16 protein-coding genes are annotated in these 16443 nt (G+C 73.5%); 10 read left to right on the plus strand and 6 right to left on the minus strand.

Annotation, left to right across the window (positions count from 1 at the left end; genetic code table 11):
• Positions 1–73 precede the first annotated feature (73 nt).
• The 4 genes from ACFQ53_RS09880 to ACFQ53_RS09895 all read left to right on the plus strand — a co-directional run bounded on the left by ACFQ53_RS09880 (position 74) and on the right by ACFQ53_RS09895 (position 5187).
• Positions 74–1441: an acetyl-CoA C-acetyltransferase gene (locus tag ACFQ53_RS09880; RefSeq protein ID WP_377858851.1), complete on the plus strand. Its 1368-nt coding sequence runs from the start codon at positions 74–76 to the stop codon at positions 1439–1441.
• A 28-nt stretch (positions 1442–1469) separates the two neighbouring features.
• Positions 1470–2810: a 3-oxoacyl-ACP reductase gene (locus ACFQ53_RS09885; RefSeq protein WP_377858854.1), complete on the plus strand. Its 1341-nt coding sequence runs from the start codon at positions 1470–1472 to the stop codon at positions 2808–2810.
• Positions 2807–3832 (plus strand): MaoC/PaaZ C-terminal domain-containing protein, encoded by a 1026-nt coding sequence (locus tag ACFQ53_RS09890; protein ID WP_377858857.1) that lies wholly within the window; start codon positions 2807–2809, stop codon positions 3830–3832. The genes ACFQ53_RS09885 and ACFQ53_RS09890 overlap by 4 nt, the downstream gene beginning before the upstream one ends.
• 74 nt (positions 3833–3906) lie before the next feature.
• The gene (locus tag ACFQ53_RS09895) at positions 3907–5187 is read left to right on the plus strand and encodes a class I SAM-dependent methyltransferase (protein ID WP_377858860.1); all 1281 of its coding nucleotides are present in this window, start codon (positions 3907–3909) and stop codon (positions 5185–5187) included.
• A 92-nt stretch (positions 5188–5279) separates the two neighbouring features.
• On the opposite strand, the gene ACFQ53_RS09900 is transcribed toward ACFQ53_RS09895, so the two are convergent.
• Positions 5280–6242 carry a nucleoside hydrolase gene (locus ACFQ53_RS09900; protein ID WP_377858863.1) on the minus strand — a complete coding sequence of 321 codons (963 nt, stop codon included), beginning with the start codon at positions 6240–6242 and terminating at the stop codon, positions 5280–5282.
• A gap of 213 nt (positions 6243–6455) precedes the next feature.
• On the opposite strand from ACFQ53_RS09900, the gene ACFQ53_RS09905 reads away from it, so the two are divergent.
• Together ACFQ53_RS09905 and ACFQ53_RS09910 are read left to right on the plus strand one after the other, a co-directional pair.
• On the plus strand, positions 6456–6977 hold the full coding sequence (locus ACFQ53_RS09905; protein ID WP_377858865.1) for a hypothetical protein: 522 nt from the start codon (positions 6456–6458) through the stop codon (positions 6975–6977).
• Entirely contained in the window at positions 6974–7291 is a 318-nt protein-coding gene (locus ACFQ53_RS09910) for a winged helix-turn-helix domain-containing protein (protein ID WP_377858868.1), read from the plus strand. The genes ACFQ53_RS09905 and ACFQ53_RS09910 overlap by 4 nt, the downstream gene beginning before the upstream one ends.
• A gap of 119 nt (positions 7292–7410) precedes the next feature.
• On the opposite strand, the gene purQ is transcribed toward ACFQ53_RS09910, so the two are convergent.
• Entirely contained in the window at positions 7411–8136 is a 726-nt protein-coding gene (purQ, locus tag ACFQ53_RS09915) for a phosphoribosylformylglycinamidine synthase subunit PurQ (protein ID WP_377858870.1), read from the minus strand.
• Complete coding sequence (gene purS / locus ACFQ53_RS09920) at positions 8136–8393, minus strand: phosphoribosylformylglycinamidine synthase subunit PurS (protein WP_152351815.1); 258 nt, start codon at positions 8391–8393, stop codon at positions 8136–8138. The genes purQ and purS overlap by 1 nt, the downstream gene beginning before the upstream one ends.
• A gap of 154 nt (positions 8394–8547) precedes the next feature.
• Here purS and ACFQ53_RS09925 point away from each other — a divergent pair, with 154 nt between their 5' ends.
• The gene (locus tag ACFQ53_RS09925; RefSeq protein ID WP_377858873.1) at positions 8548–9267 is read left to right on the plus strand and encodes an MBL fold metallo-hydrolase; all 720 of its coding nucleotides are present in this window, start codon (positions 8548–8550) and stop codon (positions 9265–9267) included.
• Between the two features lie 58 nt (positions 9268–9325).
• Here the strand turns inward: ACFQ53_RS09925 and ACFQ53_RS09930 are convergent, their stop codons facing one another.
• The 3 genes from ACFQ53_RS09930 to purD all read right to left on the minus strand — a co-directional run bounded on the left by ACFQ53_RS09930 (position 9326) and on the right by purD (position 14026).
• Complete coding sequence (locus ACFQ53_RS09930; protein ID WP_377858876.1) at positions 9326–11503, minus strand: DUF222 domain-containing protein; 2178 nt, start codon at positions 11501–11503, stop codon at positions 9326–9328.
• A 295-nt stretch (positions 11504–11798) separates the two neighbouring features.
• Positions 11799–12746: a phosphoribosylaminoimidazolesuccinocarboxamide synthase gene (locus ACFQ53_RS09935; RefSeq protein WP_377858879.1), complete on the minus strand. Its 948-nt coding sequence runs from the start codon at positions 12744–12746 to the stop codon at positions 11799–11801.
• Positions 12743–14026: a phosphoribosylamine--glycine ligase gene (gene purD / locus ACFQ53_RS09940; RefSeq protein WP_377858882.1), complete on the minus strand. Its 1284-nt coding sequence runs from the start codon at positions 14024–14026 to the stop codon at positions 12743–12745. The genes ACFQ53_RS09935 and purD overlap by 4 nt, the downstream gene beginning before the upstream one ends.
• Before the next feature lie 74 nt (positions 14027–14100).
• Between purD and truA the strand changes: the two genes are divergently transcribed.
• The 3 genes from truA to rpsI all read left to right on the plus strand — a co-directional run bounded on the left by truA (position 14101) and on the right by rpsI (position 16336).
• Complete coding sequence (gene truA, locus ACFQ53_RS09945; RefSeq protein WP_377858886.1) at positions 14101–14955, plus strand: tRNA pseudouridine(38-40) synthase TruA; 855 nt, start codon at positions 14101–14103, stop codon at positions 14953–14955.
• 394 nt (positions 14956–15349) lie between these two features.
• Positions 15350–15793, plus strand: coding sequence for a 50S ribosomal protein L13 (gene rplM / locus ACFQ53_RS09950; protein ID WP_200501839.1), 444 nt, complete (start codon positions 15350–15352; stop codon positions 15791–15793).
• A 51-nt stretch (positions 15794–15844) separates the two neighbouring features.
• Positions 15845–16336, plus strand: coding sequence for a 30S ribosomal protein S9 (gene rpsI, locus ACFQ53_RS09955; RefSeq protein ID WP_152351821.1), 492 nt, complete (start codon positions 15845–15847; stop codon positions 16334–16336).
• Positions 16337–16443: the final 107 nt, after the last annotated feature.

The following is a 16443-nucleotide window of genomic DNA, read 5'->3' on the forward strand; positions in this document are numbered from 1 at the left end:
AGGCGCAGCGGGGCGGACCCTCGTCCGCCCGCGACAGCGCCGCTCCCGACTCGCAGACCCGAAGAGGTGTCCCGTGACCGACGCTCCCGCGTCCCCGACCGACCCCACCCGCACCGACCCCGGCACTGCCGGATCCCCGCGCGACGCCGTGGTCCTCGGCGGCAACCGCCTGCCCTTCGCCCGCTCCGGCGGCGCCTACGCGGGCGTCTCCGAGCAGGACATGCTCACCGCCGCGCTCGACGGGCTCGTCGCCCGCTTCGGCCTCCAGGGCGCGCAGCTCGGCGAGGTCGCCGGCGGCGCCGTGCTCAAGCTCGCCGGGGACCTCAACCTCACGCGCGAGTGCGTGCTGGGCACGCCGCTCGACGCGCGCACCCCCGCCGTCGACATGTCGAAGGCATGCGCGACGGGCCTGGAGACGGTGATGCACGTGAGCAACCGGATCCGGCTCGGACAGATCGACGTGGGCGTCGCCTGCGGCGTCGACTCCGCGTCCGACGCGCCCATCGAGGTCTCGGTGCGCCTGCGCCGCCTGCTGCACCGCCTCAGCCGCACCCGCACGCCGATGCAGCGCGCGAAGACCCTGGCGGCGCTGCGCCCCGGCGATCTCGCGCCGCTGCCTCCGCGCAACGCGGAGCCGCGCACCGGCATGTCGATGGGCGAGCACCAGGCCATCACCACCTCGCAGTGGGGGATCACCCGCGAGGCGCAGGACGAGCTCGCGCTCGCCAGCCATCGGAACCTCGCCGCCGCCTACCAGGCGGGGCTGCTCGACGACCTGGTCACGGGCTACCGCGGGCTGGGACGTGACGAGAACCTGCGCCCCGACTCGTCGATGGAGAAGCTCGCGAAGCTGAAGCCCGTCTTCGGCACCTCGAACCCCGCCGTGGCCGAGCCGACGATGACCGCCGGCAACTCCACGCCCCTGTCCGACGGCGCCTCGAGCGTGCTGGTCGCCAGTCGTGAGTGGGCGGCCGAGCACGGGCACACACCGCTGGCGCGGATCGTCGACACGCGCGCCGCCGCCGTCGACTACGTGCACGGCGACGAGGGTCTGCTCATGGCCCCCGCCTATGCCGTCCCCGCCCTGCTCGACGCGCACGGTCTGGGCCTCGACGACCTCGACCTGATCGAGATCCACGAGGCCTTCGCCTCGACGGTCCTGACCACCCTCGCCGCCTGGGAGTCCGAGGAGTTCGGGCGCGAGCGACTCGGCCGCGACGGCGCCTACGGCACCGTGGACCGCAGCCGGCTGAACATCGCCGGATCCTCCCTCGCCGCCGGTCATCCCTTCGCGGCGACCGGCGGCCGCATCATCGCGACCCTCGCGAAGCTCCTGCACGCCCGCGCCCGCGAGAAGGGCGCCGTCCAGCGGGGCCTCGTCTCCGTGTGCGCCGCCGGCGGGCAGGGGACCGTGGTCCTGCTCGAGTCCGACGGCGAGTGACCCGCCCCGCACAGAGAGGAGAGCGTCGATGACCGACGCCTACACCCGATTCACCCGCTCCGCCCTGGGGCGGCCGCTCGTCAAGCGGACGGGCCTGCCGAACCCGCCGCGTCTCCCGCGCCACGCCGATCGACCGCAGCCGGTCCTCGGTCCCGTCGTCGTCCTCGGCGCCACGCCCGGGGCCGACGAGGTCGCGGCTCTGCTCCTCGACTGGGGCGCCGACGTGCGTCGACGCTTCGAGGAGACCGCGAGCGTCGGCTCCGTGGTCGTGGTGCTCGACGACCTGGCGAAGCCCGCCGACCTCGGCACGACCGTGCTGCCCCTGGCGGGCGCCATGCGCTCCCTGCTGCCCGGATCGCGGGTGGTGACGATCTCGCGTCCGCCGACGGGCGAGGACCTCGCCCGGGATGCCGCGCGCGGCGGCGTCGAGGGGTTCGTGCGCACGCTCGGCCACGAGATGCGCAAGGGCGGCACCGCGAACGGCATCCAGGTCGCCGACGGGGTGCCGCTGACGGCGCCCGGAGTGGTGAGCACCCTGCGCTTCCTGCTCTCGGCCCGCAGCGCCTTCGTCGACGGGCAGATCGTCGGCGTCGCGGGCCAGGACGGCGCCCTCCCAGAGGACTGGGAACGACCCCTCGCAGGACGCACCGCACTGGTCACCGGGGCCGCGCGCGGCATCGGCGCGGCCATCTCCCGCACCCTCGCCGGACTCGGCGCCGAGCTCGTGCTCCTGGACGTGCCCGCCTCCGGCAGCGAGCTGAGCGGTGTCGCGAACGAGCTGCGCGCGACCCCGTTGCAGCTCGACGTGACCTCGCCGCAGGCCGGTGACCGCGTCATCGCCTTTCTGCGGGAGCGCGGCATCGTGCTCGACGTGCTCGTGCTGAACGCGGGCATCACCCGCGACAAGATGTTCGCGAACATGACGGCGGACCGCTGGGACGCCGTGATCGCCGTCAACATCTCGAGCCAGATCGCCCTCGCCGAGGCGCTGCTGTCCAGCGACGAGCCCGTCGTCGGGTCCGATCTCCGGGTCGTCTCGCTGGCCTCGACGAGCGGCATCGCGGGCAACCGCGGACAGGCGAACTACGCGACCTCGAAGGCCGGCGTGATGGCCTTCGTCGACGCCCTCGCGCGCCGGCTCGGCGAGCGCGGGACCGCGAACGCCGTCGCGCCGGGCTTCATCGAGACCGACATGACCGCGAAGATCCCGCCGCTGCAGCGCGAGATCGCCCGGCGTGCGAACTCCCTGCAGCAGGGCGGCCTCCCGCTCGACGTCGCCGAGGCCATCGGCTTCCTCGCCTCGCCCGGCGCGGGCGGCGTGCGCGGACAGACCGTGCGCGTGTGCGGCCAGAACCTGGTGGGCCGATGAGCAGGGAGAGCACCGAGAGCGCGGGGAGCGTCGAGCGCACGAGGAGCACCGGGAGCACCGTGCGGAAGGGAAAGGGCACCCTGCAGCAGGGGGAGAGGATCCGGGACCTCGCCGACGTCCCCTCGTTCCCCGCCGTCTACGCGGCGGCGCTGAGCCGCCGGCCCGGCGCCCGGCGCTCGCGCGAGCTGCCCGAGGTCGCCCACCGCGTGCGCCGGGTGCGGATCGATCCGGCGCGGGCCGCGGCCTTCGACCACCTGATGGGCGGAGCCGCGACCGACCTCGTCCACCCGGGCGTGTTGCACGTGCTCGCCTTCCCCGTGAGCCTCTCGCTGATGGCCCGCTCGGACTTCCCCGTGGGCCTGCTCGGGCTCGTGCACACCGAGAACCGCCTGCTGCAGCATCGGCCGGTGCGGGTCGGGGAGCTCGTGGACGTCGAGTGCCGCACCCGCGATCTGCGGCCCCACCGCAGGGGCCGCACCTTCGAGGCGGTGACGACGTTCCTCTCCGCGGACGGCGAGATCGTCGCGACCGACGTCTCGACGTACCTGGCCAAGGGCGGGGGCGAGGGCTCGGGATCCGGCGAGGGGGCGGGACCGGGGAGCCGGTCGGGATCGGGCGAGGGCTCCTCCGGCCGTTCGCGCCGCGACTTCGTCCCGCCGGCCCCGACGGGCCGCTGGCACCTGGATGCGGGCACGGGTCGCCGTTATGCGGAGGTCTCGGGCGACGCGAACCCGATCCACATGTCCGCGCTCTCGGCACGCGCCTTCGGGTTCCCCCGCGCGATCGCCCACGGGATGTTCACGGCCTCGCGCGCCTTCACCGAGTCGCGCCCCGACCTCACCCGACCCCTGCAGTGGGACGTGCGCTTCGAGGCGCCCGTGACGCTGCCCGGCACCGTGCTCGTGCGCTACGAGGACGACGAGGACGGCACCACCCGCTGCGTGGGCTGGAAGTCGGCGCGCAGCGGGAAGCCCGCCCGTCGGCACTTCACCCTCGAGGTGAGCCCGGCCGACCGCGGGTGAGTGCCTGAGCACGTCCGGCCGGCGGTCGGGCCGCGGGAGTGGACCGGGGTGCATCGAGGCGACAGACTGATCGGATGGACTCCACCTCTCCCGCACCTGCTGCATCGCCTGCCCCCGGCGACGACCGCGCAGATCAGACCGATCGCGTCATCCTCGAGAGCGCCCGTGCGGAGCTGGGGCCGCTGGACCGCGGCGACCTGGTGATCCTGGACGACGCCACCGGCGCGCTGACCTCCGCCGCCCTGGAGGAGGTCGGGAGCGGCGCCTCCCGGGTCCTCGTGCACGAGGCCTCCGCACAGCGGGCGCTCGCGCTCGCCGAGGCGAACGCGGGAGCGCGCAGGGAGGGACGGCTCGTGATCGCGGGACTCGACGGGACTCCCGAGGACATCGGCGGGCTGCTCGAGGGGAGCGCCCCGCAGGTCGCCCTGGCGCGACTGCCCAAGGCGCTCGCCGCTCTGGACCACCGCGCGCACGCGCTCGCCCGGGCCGGAGTGCCCGCCCTCGTCGCGGGAGGGCGCGTCAAGCACATGACGCGCACCCAGAACGACGTCCTGGCCGGCGCGTTCGACGAGGTCCACGCGACGCGCGGGATCGGCAAGTCCCGGGCTCTGGTCGCTCGCGCTCCGCGCGCCGAGGGACGGTCGGCGCCCGTCCACGAGGGCGGCGCCGACGTCCTCATTCGCGGCGAGCAGGTCCGGGTCCCGCTGCGCGGCATCGGCGGGGTGTTCGGGGGAGCGTCGGCCGACGCGGGCAGCCTGCTGCTGCTCGACGCCCTCGACCGCGCGGTGCTCGCGGGCGAGGTCGCCGGGGCAGCGGCTGCGGAGGACGCGGGAGACGCGCCGGGAACGCGGGGCACGGCAGACGCGCCGGGCGCTGCCGGCGGAGGCGCTCTCGCCGCCGTGGATCTGGGCTGCGGCAACGGGCTGCTGACCGTCTACCTGCGGCGTGCGTTCCCCGAGGCGCGAGTGCTCGCGACCGACGACGACCTCGACGCCGTCGCCTCGACGCGTGCGACGCTCGAGGGGGGTGCGGGTGCGGCCGCCGATGAAGGTGCAGGCGAAGCGGCAGGTCCCGGCGCGCGTGTGCTCTGGGAGTCCTCGCTCGCGGGCCAGGCGGCGGGCAGCGCGGACCTCGTGCTGCTGAACCCGCCGTTCCACGACGGCACCGCCGTGGACGCGACGCTCGTGCACGGTCTGCTCGATGCCGTGGCCCGCGTGCTGCGTCCCGGCGGCGAGCTGTGGTTCGTCCACAACTCCCATCTGCGCTACCGCAGCGAACTGGAGCATCGCGTCGGCCCGGTCCGCCAGCGCGCTCGGGACCGTCGCTTCACCGTGCTGCAGTCCACGCGGGGCTGAGCGGACCCGCGCGGCTGAGCGGACCCGCGGGGCTGAGCGGAGGGCGGGCGAGACGGCGCGGCTGAACGGAGCGCGGGGAGAACCGGCGCGGCTCAGGCGCCGAACCGCGCCCGGAGCACCGCCAGCAGGTGCGCGACGAAGCAGTCCGCGTCGACCTCGGTCATCACGTCGACGTTCGGCTGCCTGCCCCAGCGGCCCAACCAGTCGCCGACGGTCTGGCCCCGGGTCAGCGTGCCCTCGAGCTCGACGTCGACGGCGAGCGGAGCCGTCCTCGCGAGCTCCGGCACGAGGGCGTGCGCCGCGACCAGCGGGTCGTGCACGTGCGCCATCCAGCCGAAGCCGTCGGCCTCGTGGAACTCGAAGTACCAGCGCAGTGCCTCGGCGAGGGCCGCGATCACCGGATGATCGGAGATCGCCCGCAGGGCGTCGAGGGTCTCCTGCGTGAAGCGCACCGACTCGGTCGCGTCGAGCGGCGCGAGCACGGGTCTCCGGGGCGCCGAGGAGAAGGCCGCGAGCACCCGCTGGGCGGCCTCGGGGTCCACGGCGATGTTCCACTCGGTGGTGGGCAGGGTGTTGCCGCGGTGGTTGATCGCACCGCCCATGATGTGCAGGCGCGAGAGCAGTTGCGGCAGCTCGGGTTCGATCTCCAGGGCGAGCGCGAGGTTCGTGTGCGGGCCGAGGACCAGGCCGACGAGGTCACCGGGATGCTCTCGGGCCGCGTCGACCCAGAGCTGCGCGCCGCTGCGGGGATCGGCCGAGCGGGTCGTCGCGGGCAGCTGCCCGTGGCCCATGCCGGTGGGGCCGTGGGTGTCCTCGGCCGTCATCAGCTCCTGCACGAGCGGTGCGTCGGCCCCGCGGGCCACCGGGGCATCGAGCTCGAGCATGTCGGCGAGCGCGAGATTGTTGTCGAGCACGTGCTCCGTGGTCACGTTCCCCGCCGTCGAGACGATGCCCGCGAGCTCGACCTCCGGCCTGCTGGCCAGGTACGTCAGGGCGATGGCGTCGTCGATGCCGGTGTCGCAGTCGAGCAGGAGCGGGATCCGCGGGGAGGTCACCGGGTCATCGTACGGGCCGCGCCTCGGGGCCCCGAAACGGAGCCCCGGAGGGGTGCGGAGACGGCACCCGCACAAGGGTCGGGTCTTCAGAAAGTACTTGACGAAATGGAAAGTACTTGATGTGATGTCCGCATCGGCGGTCGAGAGACCCCGAGCGATGACGCCGCAGCCCCGACCCAGGGCGCGGGAGGACCACGACGAGAGGAACCCGCCATGAGCACCGCGAACGACAGGACCCCGGACCCCGTCCCGAGTGACGCGCCGGGCGCACCCGACGACCACCAGGCCTGCAGGCTCCTCGCCGAGGCCGAGGGGCGCTCCCGCACCCTCCCGGCCGCCATCCCGGCGGCCTTCATCACCTTCGGCATGCTGTGCGTGATCGGCGCCTTCGCGGTGATCGGCCTGCACCTGGCGGCGCTCGTGCCCGAGTCGGCCGACTTCTCCCCGAACCTGCTCGTGCTCGTGTTCTCCCTGGTCTGGGTGGGCGTCGCGATGGTCCCGCTGTGGATCTTCCGCGACCGCTGGCGTCGCGGACTGGGCCGTCGCTGGGTCGCGCTGATGGCGGTCTGGGGCGTGCTCTGGATCGCCGGGATGTTCCTCGCGACCACGACGCTCGCCTTCGTCATCGCCCCGCTGTTCTTCGTCCTGTTCGTCATCGCCGTCACCGGCGAGGTCGCGGCCCTCAAGACGCACAGCCGTCAGGGAGCCGGGCGCGAGGAGGTGCAGGCGCGATGAGCGCGACCGCGAAGGACCATCCCCGCTTCCACCTCGAGTCCGAGCTCGCGCATCCGGTCCGGTTCTCGATCGTCGCGGCTCTCGCGCCCGTCGAGTCGATCGCGTTCGGCGAGCTGCGCGACGAGCTGCAGGTCAGCGACTCGGTGCTCTCCAAACAGATCACCGAGCTCGAGGGGGCGGGGTTCGTGAAGGCCGCGAAGGGATTCGTGGGCAAGCGGCCGCGCACCACCCTCTCGCTCACCAGGGACGGGCTGCGCCGCTGGCGCGATCACCTGGCGAACCTGAGGGCGATCGCGGGGCCGCCCGCGGAGTGATGCGGGGAGAGACAGGGAGAGGCAGGGAGAGACAGAAGGGCGCCGACGGATCATGGGATCCATCGGCGCCCTTCCCCGCTCGCGACCTCACGCAGATGGTCGCGGCGGCAATCGTGCGCTCAGGCGACCAGCGACCCCAGCACCGAGGTGAAGAAGCGGCGCCCGTCGGTCCCGGTGCGGGTGCCGCGGCCGGGCTCGTCGGGGCCGAAGCCGGGCTCGACCGCGTGCTCGGGATGCGGCATGAGGCCGACGACGTTCCCGCGCTCGTTGCGGACCCCGGCGATGTCGTGCCGGGAGCCGTTGGGGTTCTCCTCGAATCCCTCGGGCCCGTGCGTCGCACCGGCCACGTAGCGGAAGACCACGCGGCCCTCCTCCTCGAGCTGGGCGAGGGTGCGCTCGTCGGCCACGTACTGGCCGTCCTGGTTCTTCAGCGGGATGCGGATGACCTCGCCCTCGGCGAACTCCGAGGTCCACGCGCTCGCTGTGCTCTCCACGCGCAGCGGCTGGTCGCGGCAGATGAAGGCGCGGTGGGCGTTCTTGATCATCGAGCCGGGCAGCAGGTGCGTCTCGCAGAGGATCTGGAAGCCGTTGCAGATGCCGAGGACGGGCATGCCGCCGTTCGCGGCGTCGACCACGCGGTCCATGACCGGGGCGAAGCGGCTGATGGCGCCCGCGCGCAGGTAGTCGCCGTAGGAGAAGCCCCCGGGCAGGACCACGGCGTCGACGTCCCGCAGGGAGTCCTCGCCGTGCCAGAGGGCGACGGGATCGCCGCCCACCTGCGCGATCGCGCGCAGCGCGTCGCGGTCGTCCAGAGTGCCCGGGAAGGTGACGACGCCGATGCGCATCAGGCCTGCTCCTCGACGGTCTCGACGGCGACGACGTCCTCGATGACGGGGTTCGACAGCAGCGTCTCGGCGGCCTCGCGCACCCGCGCGAGCGCGGCCTCGTCGGCCGGGCCCTCGAGCTCGAGCTCGAATCGCTTGCCCTGTCGCACGGAGGCGATCCCCTCGAAGCCCAGCCGGGGGAGCGCGGCGGCGACCGCCTTGCCCTGGGGGTCCAGGATCTCGGGCTTCGGCATGACGTGGACCACGACGCGTGGCATGGGTTCTCCTGTCGGGGTGGCGGGCTCCGGCGGACCAGCGAGAGCGCGCACGTGCGCGCTCGCGCGGCGGTGTGCGAGCCTTCATCCTAGAGGCGCACGGACCGCGGATGCGCACGGTGTCCGCGGGGCGTCTGCCAGAACGTCGAAGGAGCGCATGATGAAGATCCGTCACCTGGGACATTCCTGCCTCGCGGTCGAGGCCGCGGGTCTGCGGCTGCTCGTGGACCCCGGGTCGTTCAGCGACCCGGACGCGGTGCTCGCCGCGGGGCCCTACGACGCGGTCGCCATCACCCACCAGCACGCCGACCATGTCGCGCCCGCGCTGCTCGCCCGCGTGCTCGAGGCCTCGCCCGAGGCTCGCGTGCTGGCGGAGCCGCAGACCGCGGCGGGGCTGCGCGGGGAGCGGGAGCTGCCGGGAGGCGCGTTCGAGGGCGAGCTCGGTGCCGATCAGCTGGTCGAGCTGCCCGCGGGAGCAGTGGAGCGGATCGGCGAGATCGAGGTGGGGGCCGTCGGCGGGGAGCATGCGATCATCCACCCGGACATCCCTCGGGTCGGCAACTCGGGCCTCGTCATATCTGCGCCGGGCGAGCCGCGGCTCGGCGTGACCGGTGATTCCCTCGAGGTGGTGCCGGAGTTCGCGGGCATCGACGTGCTCGCGTTCGCCGTGGTCGCCCCCTGGTCGAAGATGCAGGAGACCATCGACTTCCTGCGTGCGGTCCGTCCGGTGCTCGCGCTGCCGGTGCACGACAACGTCGTCAGCCCGCAGGGTCGGACGATCTTCATCGCCCAGTCCACGAACCTCGCACCCGAGGGCACCGAGGTCCGCGACTGGCCGGAGGGCGAGCGAGTCGTGGAGGTCGCTGCCGCGGGGTGACGGGACCTCGGGTGGGCCCGCGACGCGGGGCGGGTGTCCTCAGCCGGCGTCGCGCCGTTCAGCCGGCGTCGCGTCGCCGGGCGCATGTGCTGGGCTCCGGAGCCGACGTGCTGGGCGCTCGGGCCGACGAGCGGAGGCCTCCCAGGTCTTCGTCGGGCCGGCCGAGGGCGTCGAGCCGGTCGAACTCATCGAGGATGTCGAACTCGTCCCAGTCGTGATCGCAGCCGGAGAAGGCCGGGCCGAAGGCGTCCATCGCTGCCTGGTGCATGCGGTCCTCGTCGGAGGCGGAGCGCCCCGCGCAGTGGTCGCGTGCTATGAGGTCCTCGACGGGCTCGAGCTCGGGCTCCTCGATGAGGAGGCGCAGGTGGGAGCGGCCTTTCCCGCGGGTCTGGCCGTCGACCGCGTCGCGATCGAACCAGGACCGGGGATCTGCGTCCAGCGCGTGCGCCTGCACGGCGGTCCGCGACATCGGAAGCCCGGTCTGGGCGCCGGGCGTCACGGTCGCCGTGGCGCCGAGGCGGGAGGTCCAGGTGACGCGGTGGCTGCCGTCCTCGGCGGGAACATGCTCGGCGCTGCCCGGCGTCTCCTTGGTCAGGTTGCAGTGCGCGCACAGCGCCTGCCCGTTGAGCGCGCTGGTCAGCCCGCCCTCGGCGTGGGGGCGGATGTGGTCCGCATGCCGGATCGAGGCGTCGCAGTACGGCCCGCCGCAGAGGATCTCGCGGATGCGCATGTAGCGAGCGAGACCCTGTGGGAAGGCGCGTGAGCGCGACTCCATCGCCACCAGTTCACCCGTGGTGGGATGCGTGAACAGCCGGCGCAACTCGTCGGCCGTCCCCTCCTCGGCCTCCAGCAGCTGCAGCGCGCGCCTATACCGCTCGCCGGGGCTGAGCACGGCGGCATCGGTGCCGGAGCGGACCGCGTCCGGATGCGAAGCGTCGGAAGGGCAGGGGAGGTCGTTCGACGGCTCCGTCGTCGACGAGCCCGACCCCGGTGGGCCCTGGGCCCGCAGATCCTCCGCGGGCGGGGCGCCCCGCGCCGCGCGCAGGTGCGCCGTGATCGCGTCGACCTGCTGCGTGCGGCGCTGGGCGGGCGTCTCGAGGTCCACGAGGTCCGCGATCGCGTCCGGCAGCGGGAGATCCTCGTCGAGGGTCGGCTGCGCGGGCTCGGCCTGCGCCGGCTCGCGTCGGGTATCGATGTCCTGGCCGAGCACGTGGTCGCGCACCTGGCCGGAGTCGATCACCCCGTAGCCCTCGATCATGGCGGGCTCGCCGTGCGCGGGGGAGAAGAGGGCGCGCTCGGAGATGACGACGCCGATCTGCAGGGTCACGGGATCGACGGCGCCGTGGCGGCCCAGGATCGTGTCGGAGAGCAGATCGGCCATGAGCTGGCCATGGGTGCGGTCCTCGCCGGCGGCGCGCATCTTCTCCGCCTCGAGGGACAGCCGCCGACGGATCGCCTGGCAGTCGAGTCCCGAGAGATGGGCAGTCACGGTGCCCATCCCGTGCGCTCCGGCGCGCACGGTCACGGATCGCTCCTGCTCGGCGCGACGGTGGCGGCGCGGAGCGCCCTGCGGGTCGAGGGTCTGTGCGAGCGCATCGACCTCCCGGGACCAGCGCGAGGTGCTCGCGCCCTCGAGGTCCGGCAGGTGCTGGTCAAGGACCTCGTCGACCTCTGAGCGGAGATCCGGCTGGACCGGACCGGCCGCACGACCGATCGCGTAGGCCGCCTCGGAGGTGATCGCACCGGACGCGAGGGCCTCGAACATGCGCGGCATCTCCCGGACCAGGCGCTCTCCGGCGCGCAGGCGGCGGGAGGCCAGGGCGGGGGAGATGCGCGATGCCATCCGGACTTCGTCGGCGGTGCGGCGGCCCTGGTCACGGGCGGGCGCGCCCTCGGCGATATCCTGACCGCGCACGGCGGTGTCGAGTGCCGTCATGGTCCGCATCTCGAGCGCGGAGAGCGCCGAGTGCGCGCGGTCGATCACGGACAGGACCTGCGAGAGCGCTGCGGCATCGAGGCCGGATCCGGCGCCCGTGAAGGACACGTCGGTCGAGAGCGCGACCCGGCCGAGCGCGTCGGCGACGGCACCGAGGTCGAGGAGCTCGTCACGGATGGGAGAGTCCGCGTCGGCGGTCGACGGAGCACCAGCTGAGGGGACATCGGCAGAGGCGACAGGACGGGGATGCAGGAGGACCCGACCGTCGGCCGTGACCGAGGCCGAGGCGGCGGTGGTCATCCCGCCGCTCCTCGGTGCCCGCGCGGTCGCCGCGCCCCGGTCTTCCTCGTCCATGCACCCATGCTCCTCGGGGGCCCCGACATTCGAAGCGCTGAGGAGCCGGATGTGGAAAGTGAACTGGGGCACATTTCGGAGGGGTGCCGAAGAGGGGCGACGAGGCAGGACGAGGCAGGACGAGGGAGCGAGCGCGGAACGAGCGGTGGAATCGAGGGAAGCGGAGCACGCGGGACGGAGGAGGTGACGCGGGCCGGCGGTCCGAGGGTTCAGACTCTCGCCACCCCACATCCCGCATGACTCATCCCTCGGGGTCGAACGCCCGCCCGGTCAGGCGCTCGAACGCCTCGATGTAGCGGTCGCGGGTCTGCGCGACCACGTCGGCCGGCAGCTGCGGAGGCTCCTGGCCCGAGGCCCTCTCCCAGCCCGAGGCGTCGGACGTCAGCCAGTCGCGCACGAACTGCTTGTCGAGGCTGGGCTGGGTGACGCCCTCGCGATAGGCGTCGGCCGACCAGAAGCGCGAGGAGTCCGGGGTGAGCACCTCGTCTCCGAGCGTGAGCGTCCCGTCGGCCCGCGAGAAGCCGAACTCGAGCTTCGTGTCCGCGAGCAGGATCCCGCGCTCGGCCGCGATCTGCTGCGCGCGCACGTAGACGGCGCGCGTGAGCTCGTCCAGGCGGTCGACGAGCTCGCCGCCCAGGCGCTCGCGTGCCTGGTCGACGGTGATGTTCTCGTCGTGCTCCCCCTGCTCGGCCTTGGTCGACGGGGTGAACAGGGGGCGCGGCAGGCGCGAGGCCTCCACGAGGCCCGCGGGCAGCGTGTGGCCGCCCACGGCGCCGTCGCGCTCGTAGTCCGCGCGGCCCGAGCCCGTGAGATAGCCGCGCACCACGCACTCGAGCGGGATCATGTCGAGCGCCCGGCAGCGCAGCGCCCGGCCGCGCACCTGCTCGGGGACGTCATCGGCCGAGATCACATGGTTCGGGACGATGTCCGCCAGCTGCTCGAACCAGAACAGCGAGATGCCCGTGAGCACGCGTCCCTTGTCGGGGATACCGGGGGCGAGGGAGAAGTCGTACGCGCTGATGCGGTCGGTCGCGACGACGAGCACCTCGCGGGCGCCCGCGAGGTCCTCGCCAGCGGGCACGTAGAGCTCGCGGACCTTGCCGCTCACCGCGTGGTCCCAGCCCGGCAGGGCAGGGGCGGCGATCAGGGGCGCGAAGCGCGGCGTGAGGTCCGGGGCCGATGGGCTCATGCCCCGGCCGCCTCGTCCGCAGCTGCCTGCTGCGCGATGTCCGTGCGGTGGTGCGAGCCGGGGAGGTCGATCCGATCGATGCCCGCGTAGGCGACCGTCCTCGCGGCCTCGAGTGTCGGGCCGACGCCGACGACCGAGAGGACGCGCCCGCCGGAGCTCACGAGGTGGCCCTCGGGGTCGACGTCGGTGCCGGCGTGGATCACGACGGCACCCTGCGCGGCGGCCTCGTCGAAGCCGGAGATATGGTCACCGGTCCGGGGCCGACGGGGATAGCCGGGGGCCGCGAGGACCACGGTGACCGCGGCGTCGTCCGACCAGGTGGGCTCGGCGACGGCGCTCAGGTCGCCGCGCGCGGCCGCGAGCAGCAGCTCGCCGAAGGGGCTGGTGAGGCGCTCGAGGACGACCTGCGTCTCCGGATCGCCGAAGCGGGCGTTGAACTCGACCACGCGCACGCCGCGCGCGGTGAGCGCGAGGCCGCAGTAGAGGATGCCGACGAAGGGCGTGCCGCGCCGGGCGAGCTCGTCGATCGTGGGCTGGGCGACGGTGGCGACGACCTCGCGGGCCAGGTCCGCGTCCGCCCAGGGCAGGGGCGAGTAGGCACCCATGCCGCCCGTGTTCGGGCCCTCGTCGCCGTCGAGGGCGCGCTTGAAGTCCTGCGCGGGGGCGAGCGGCACCACGCGCGTCCCGTCGCTCACGCAGAAGAGGGAGACCTCGGGGCCGTCGAGGAACTCCTCGACCACGATCGATCCGCCCGCGCCGATCACGGCGCGGCCGTGGGCGACCGCGTGCTCGATGTCGTCGGTGACCACGACGCCCTTGCCCGCGGCGAGGCCGTCGGCCTTCACCACGAAGGGCACGTCGCGCAGCGGGTTCACCCGGTCCAGGCCGGCGAGCACCTCGTCGCCGGAGGAGACGGACACGGAGCGGGCCGTGGGCACGCCCGCGGCCTCCATGATCTCCTTCGCCCAGGTCTTCGACCCTTCGAGGCGGGCCGCCTCGGCCGACGGCCCGAAGACGGCGATGCCGTCCTCGCGCAGCACGTCCGCGAGGCCCGCGACCAGCGGCGCCTCGGGACCCACGACGACCAGGTCGACCTCGAGCTCGCGGGCGAGGGCCAGGAGGCCCTCGTGGTCGTCGAGCGCGACGTCGTGGCAGGTCGCGTGGTCGCCGATGCCGGGGTTGCCGGGAGCGGCGTGGAGGACCGGGGCAGGGGAGTCGCGGGAGAGGCGGCGCACGATGGCGTGCTCGCGGCCCCCGGAGCCGATGACGAGGATCTTCACGCGGCACACCCTACCGGCCGACCGGTGATCGGCCCGGGGCGGTGCCGGGGAGCGGGACGACTACGCTCGCTCCCATGCGTCTGCGCCTCGATCTCGCCTACGACGGCACCGACTTCCACGGCTGGGCCGCCCAGCCCGGGCAGCGCACAGTGCAGGGGGTGCTCGAGGAGGCGCTGCAGCGCGTGACGCGCACCGACGTCCCGGTCACGGTCGCCGGACGCACCGACGCGGGGGTCCACGCCCGGGGCCAGGTCACCCATCTCGACCTCCCTGACCGGGCGGTCGCCGTGCTTCCCGGGCGCAGCGACCGCTCTCCCGCCGACGCCCTCGTCGCGCGACTGGGCGGCGTGCTGCCGGCGGATGTCGTCGTCCGCTCCGCGCGAGAGGTCCCCGAGGCCTTCGACGCGCGCTTCGGGGCGATCGCCCGGACGTACCGCTACCGCATCTCCGACGGGCCGCTCGTCCACGACCCGCTGCGGCGCGACGTGCTGCGCCATCGCCGCCCGCTCGACGTCGACGCGATGGGGGAGGCGAGCGCCGCACTCCTGGGCGAGCACGACTTCCTGTCCTTCTGCCGCCCGCGCGAGGGGGCGACCACGATCCGCACCCTGCGCGAGCTCTCCTGGCAGCGCCCCGGCGAGGGCAGGCGCGACCAGCATCTGGTGGTCGCGACCGTGAGGGCCGACGCCTTCTGCCACCACATGGTGCGCTCCCTGGTGGGCGCGATGCTCGCCGTCGGCGAGGGCCGACGGGGCAGCGACCGGCCGCTCGAGATCCTGCGTGCCCGCACCCGCGAGGCCGCGACCCGCACGGCGCCCGGCGCCGCCCCGATGGCGCCGCCGGAGGGGCTCACGCTCGAGAGCGTCGAGTACCCGGCCGACGGCGATCTCGCCGCGCAGGCGGAGGCGGCCCGGCGGCTGCGCGGGTGACGGCTCGGCGGCCGCGCGGGCGAGAGCTCGGAGTGGAATCGACCACAGCGAGCGTTCCCGCAGGTCGGCAGGCACGGGCGGCATTGACCGGCCTCTGTCCGCCCGGCTATCATGACGAGTCGTCGTGCCCAGATGTGCACCCGAACCGCAGCCGAAGCTCACGCCGGCGCGAGCAGGGTTCCTCACACACATCGAGGGCCTCACCGTCAGCAGCGATCCGCGCTTCATCACCGCGGCCCGCGACCGACGGGCAGAGGTCCAGGCGCGACGAGACGGCCATGCTTTAACCGAAGGAAGCGTGTCCACGGTCCAGATCGAATCGTGCCCCCGGGGGGCGTGCATCCGCGCGCCCCTGATCCATGCGGGGCACACACGACGAGAGAAGAAGGCACGAGTGCGTACGTTCACCCCGAAGCCCGACGATGTCGAGCGCTCCTGGTACGTCATCGACGCAACGGATGTCGTCCTCGGCCGGCTCGCTTCCCAGGCTGCTCAGCTCCTGCGGGGAAAGCACAAGCCGGTCTTCGCACCCCACGTGGATGCAGGCGACTTCGTCATCATCATCAACGCTGACAAGGTTGCCCTGACCGGCAACAAGCGCGAGGCCAAGCTGGCATACCGCCACTCCGGCTACCCGGGCGGCCTCCGCGCCATCCCCTACTCCGAGCTCCTCGAGACCTACCCCGAGCGCGCGGTCGAGAAGGCTGTCCGCGGGATGCTCCCGAAGAACAAGCTGGCGACCCAGCAGCTCAAGAAGCTCAAGGTCTACGCCGGCCCGGAGCACCCCCACAAGGCACAGCAGCCCACCGAATTCACCTTCGACCAGGTGGCGCAGTAAGCGGGCGCGCCCCGCGCTCGCCCTGCCGCACGGAACATACTGAGGAGAACCGTGACAGAGACCACCGAGACCGTCGAGACCCTCGACGAGACCCCCACCAACTTCACGACCGAGTCCACCGCTGAGGCGGCTGTCGGCACCGGCCAGTCGATCACCGCCCCCGGTGGCGGCACCGGTCGCCGCAAGCAGGCCGTCGCCCGCGTCCGCCTGGTGCCCGGCACCGGCACCTGGACCGTGAACGGCCGCAGCCTCGAGGAGTACTTCCCGAACAAGGTGCACCAGCAGGAGGTCAACGAGCCCTTCAAGGTGCTCGACCTCCAGGGCCGCTTCGACGTCGTCGCCCGCATCAACGGCGGCGGAGCCTCCGGCCAGGCCGGCGCCCTGCGCCTGGGCGTGGCCCGCGCGCTCAACGAGATCGACCGGGACAACAACCGTCCCGCGCTCAAGAAGGCCGGCTTCCTGAGCCGCGACGCCCGCGTCATCGAGCGCAAGAAGGCCGGTCTCAAGAAGGCCCGCAAGGCCCCGCAGTACTCGAAGCGCTGATCGACCCGATCACGTCTTCTCACAGGACCCCGGCACCGCAACGGTGCCGGGGTCCTGTGCGTCCGGCGACGGTGGACCGGTGCGGGCGAGAACGAGCCGCGCGTGCG

It is taken from the genome of Brachybacterium sp. NPDC056505, assembly GCF_042794925.1.
GTDB lineage: Bacteria > Actinomycetota > Actinomycetes > Actinomycetales > Dermabacteraceae > Brachybacterium > Brachybacterium kimchii.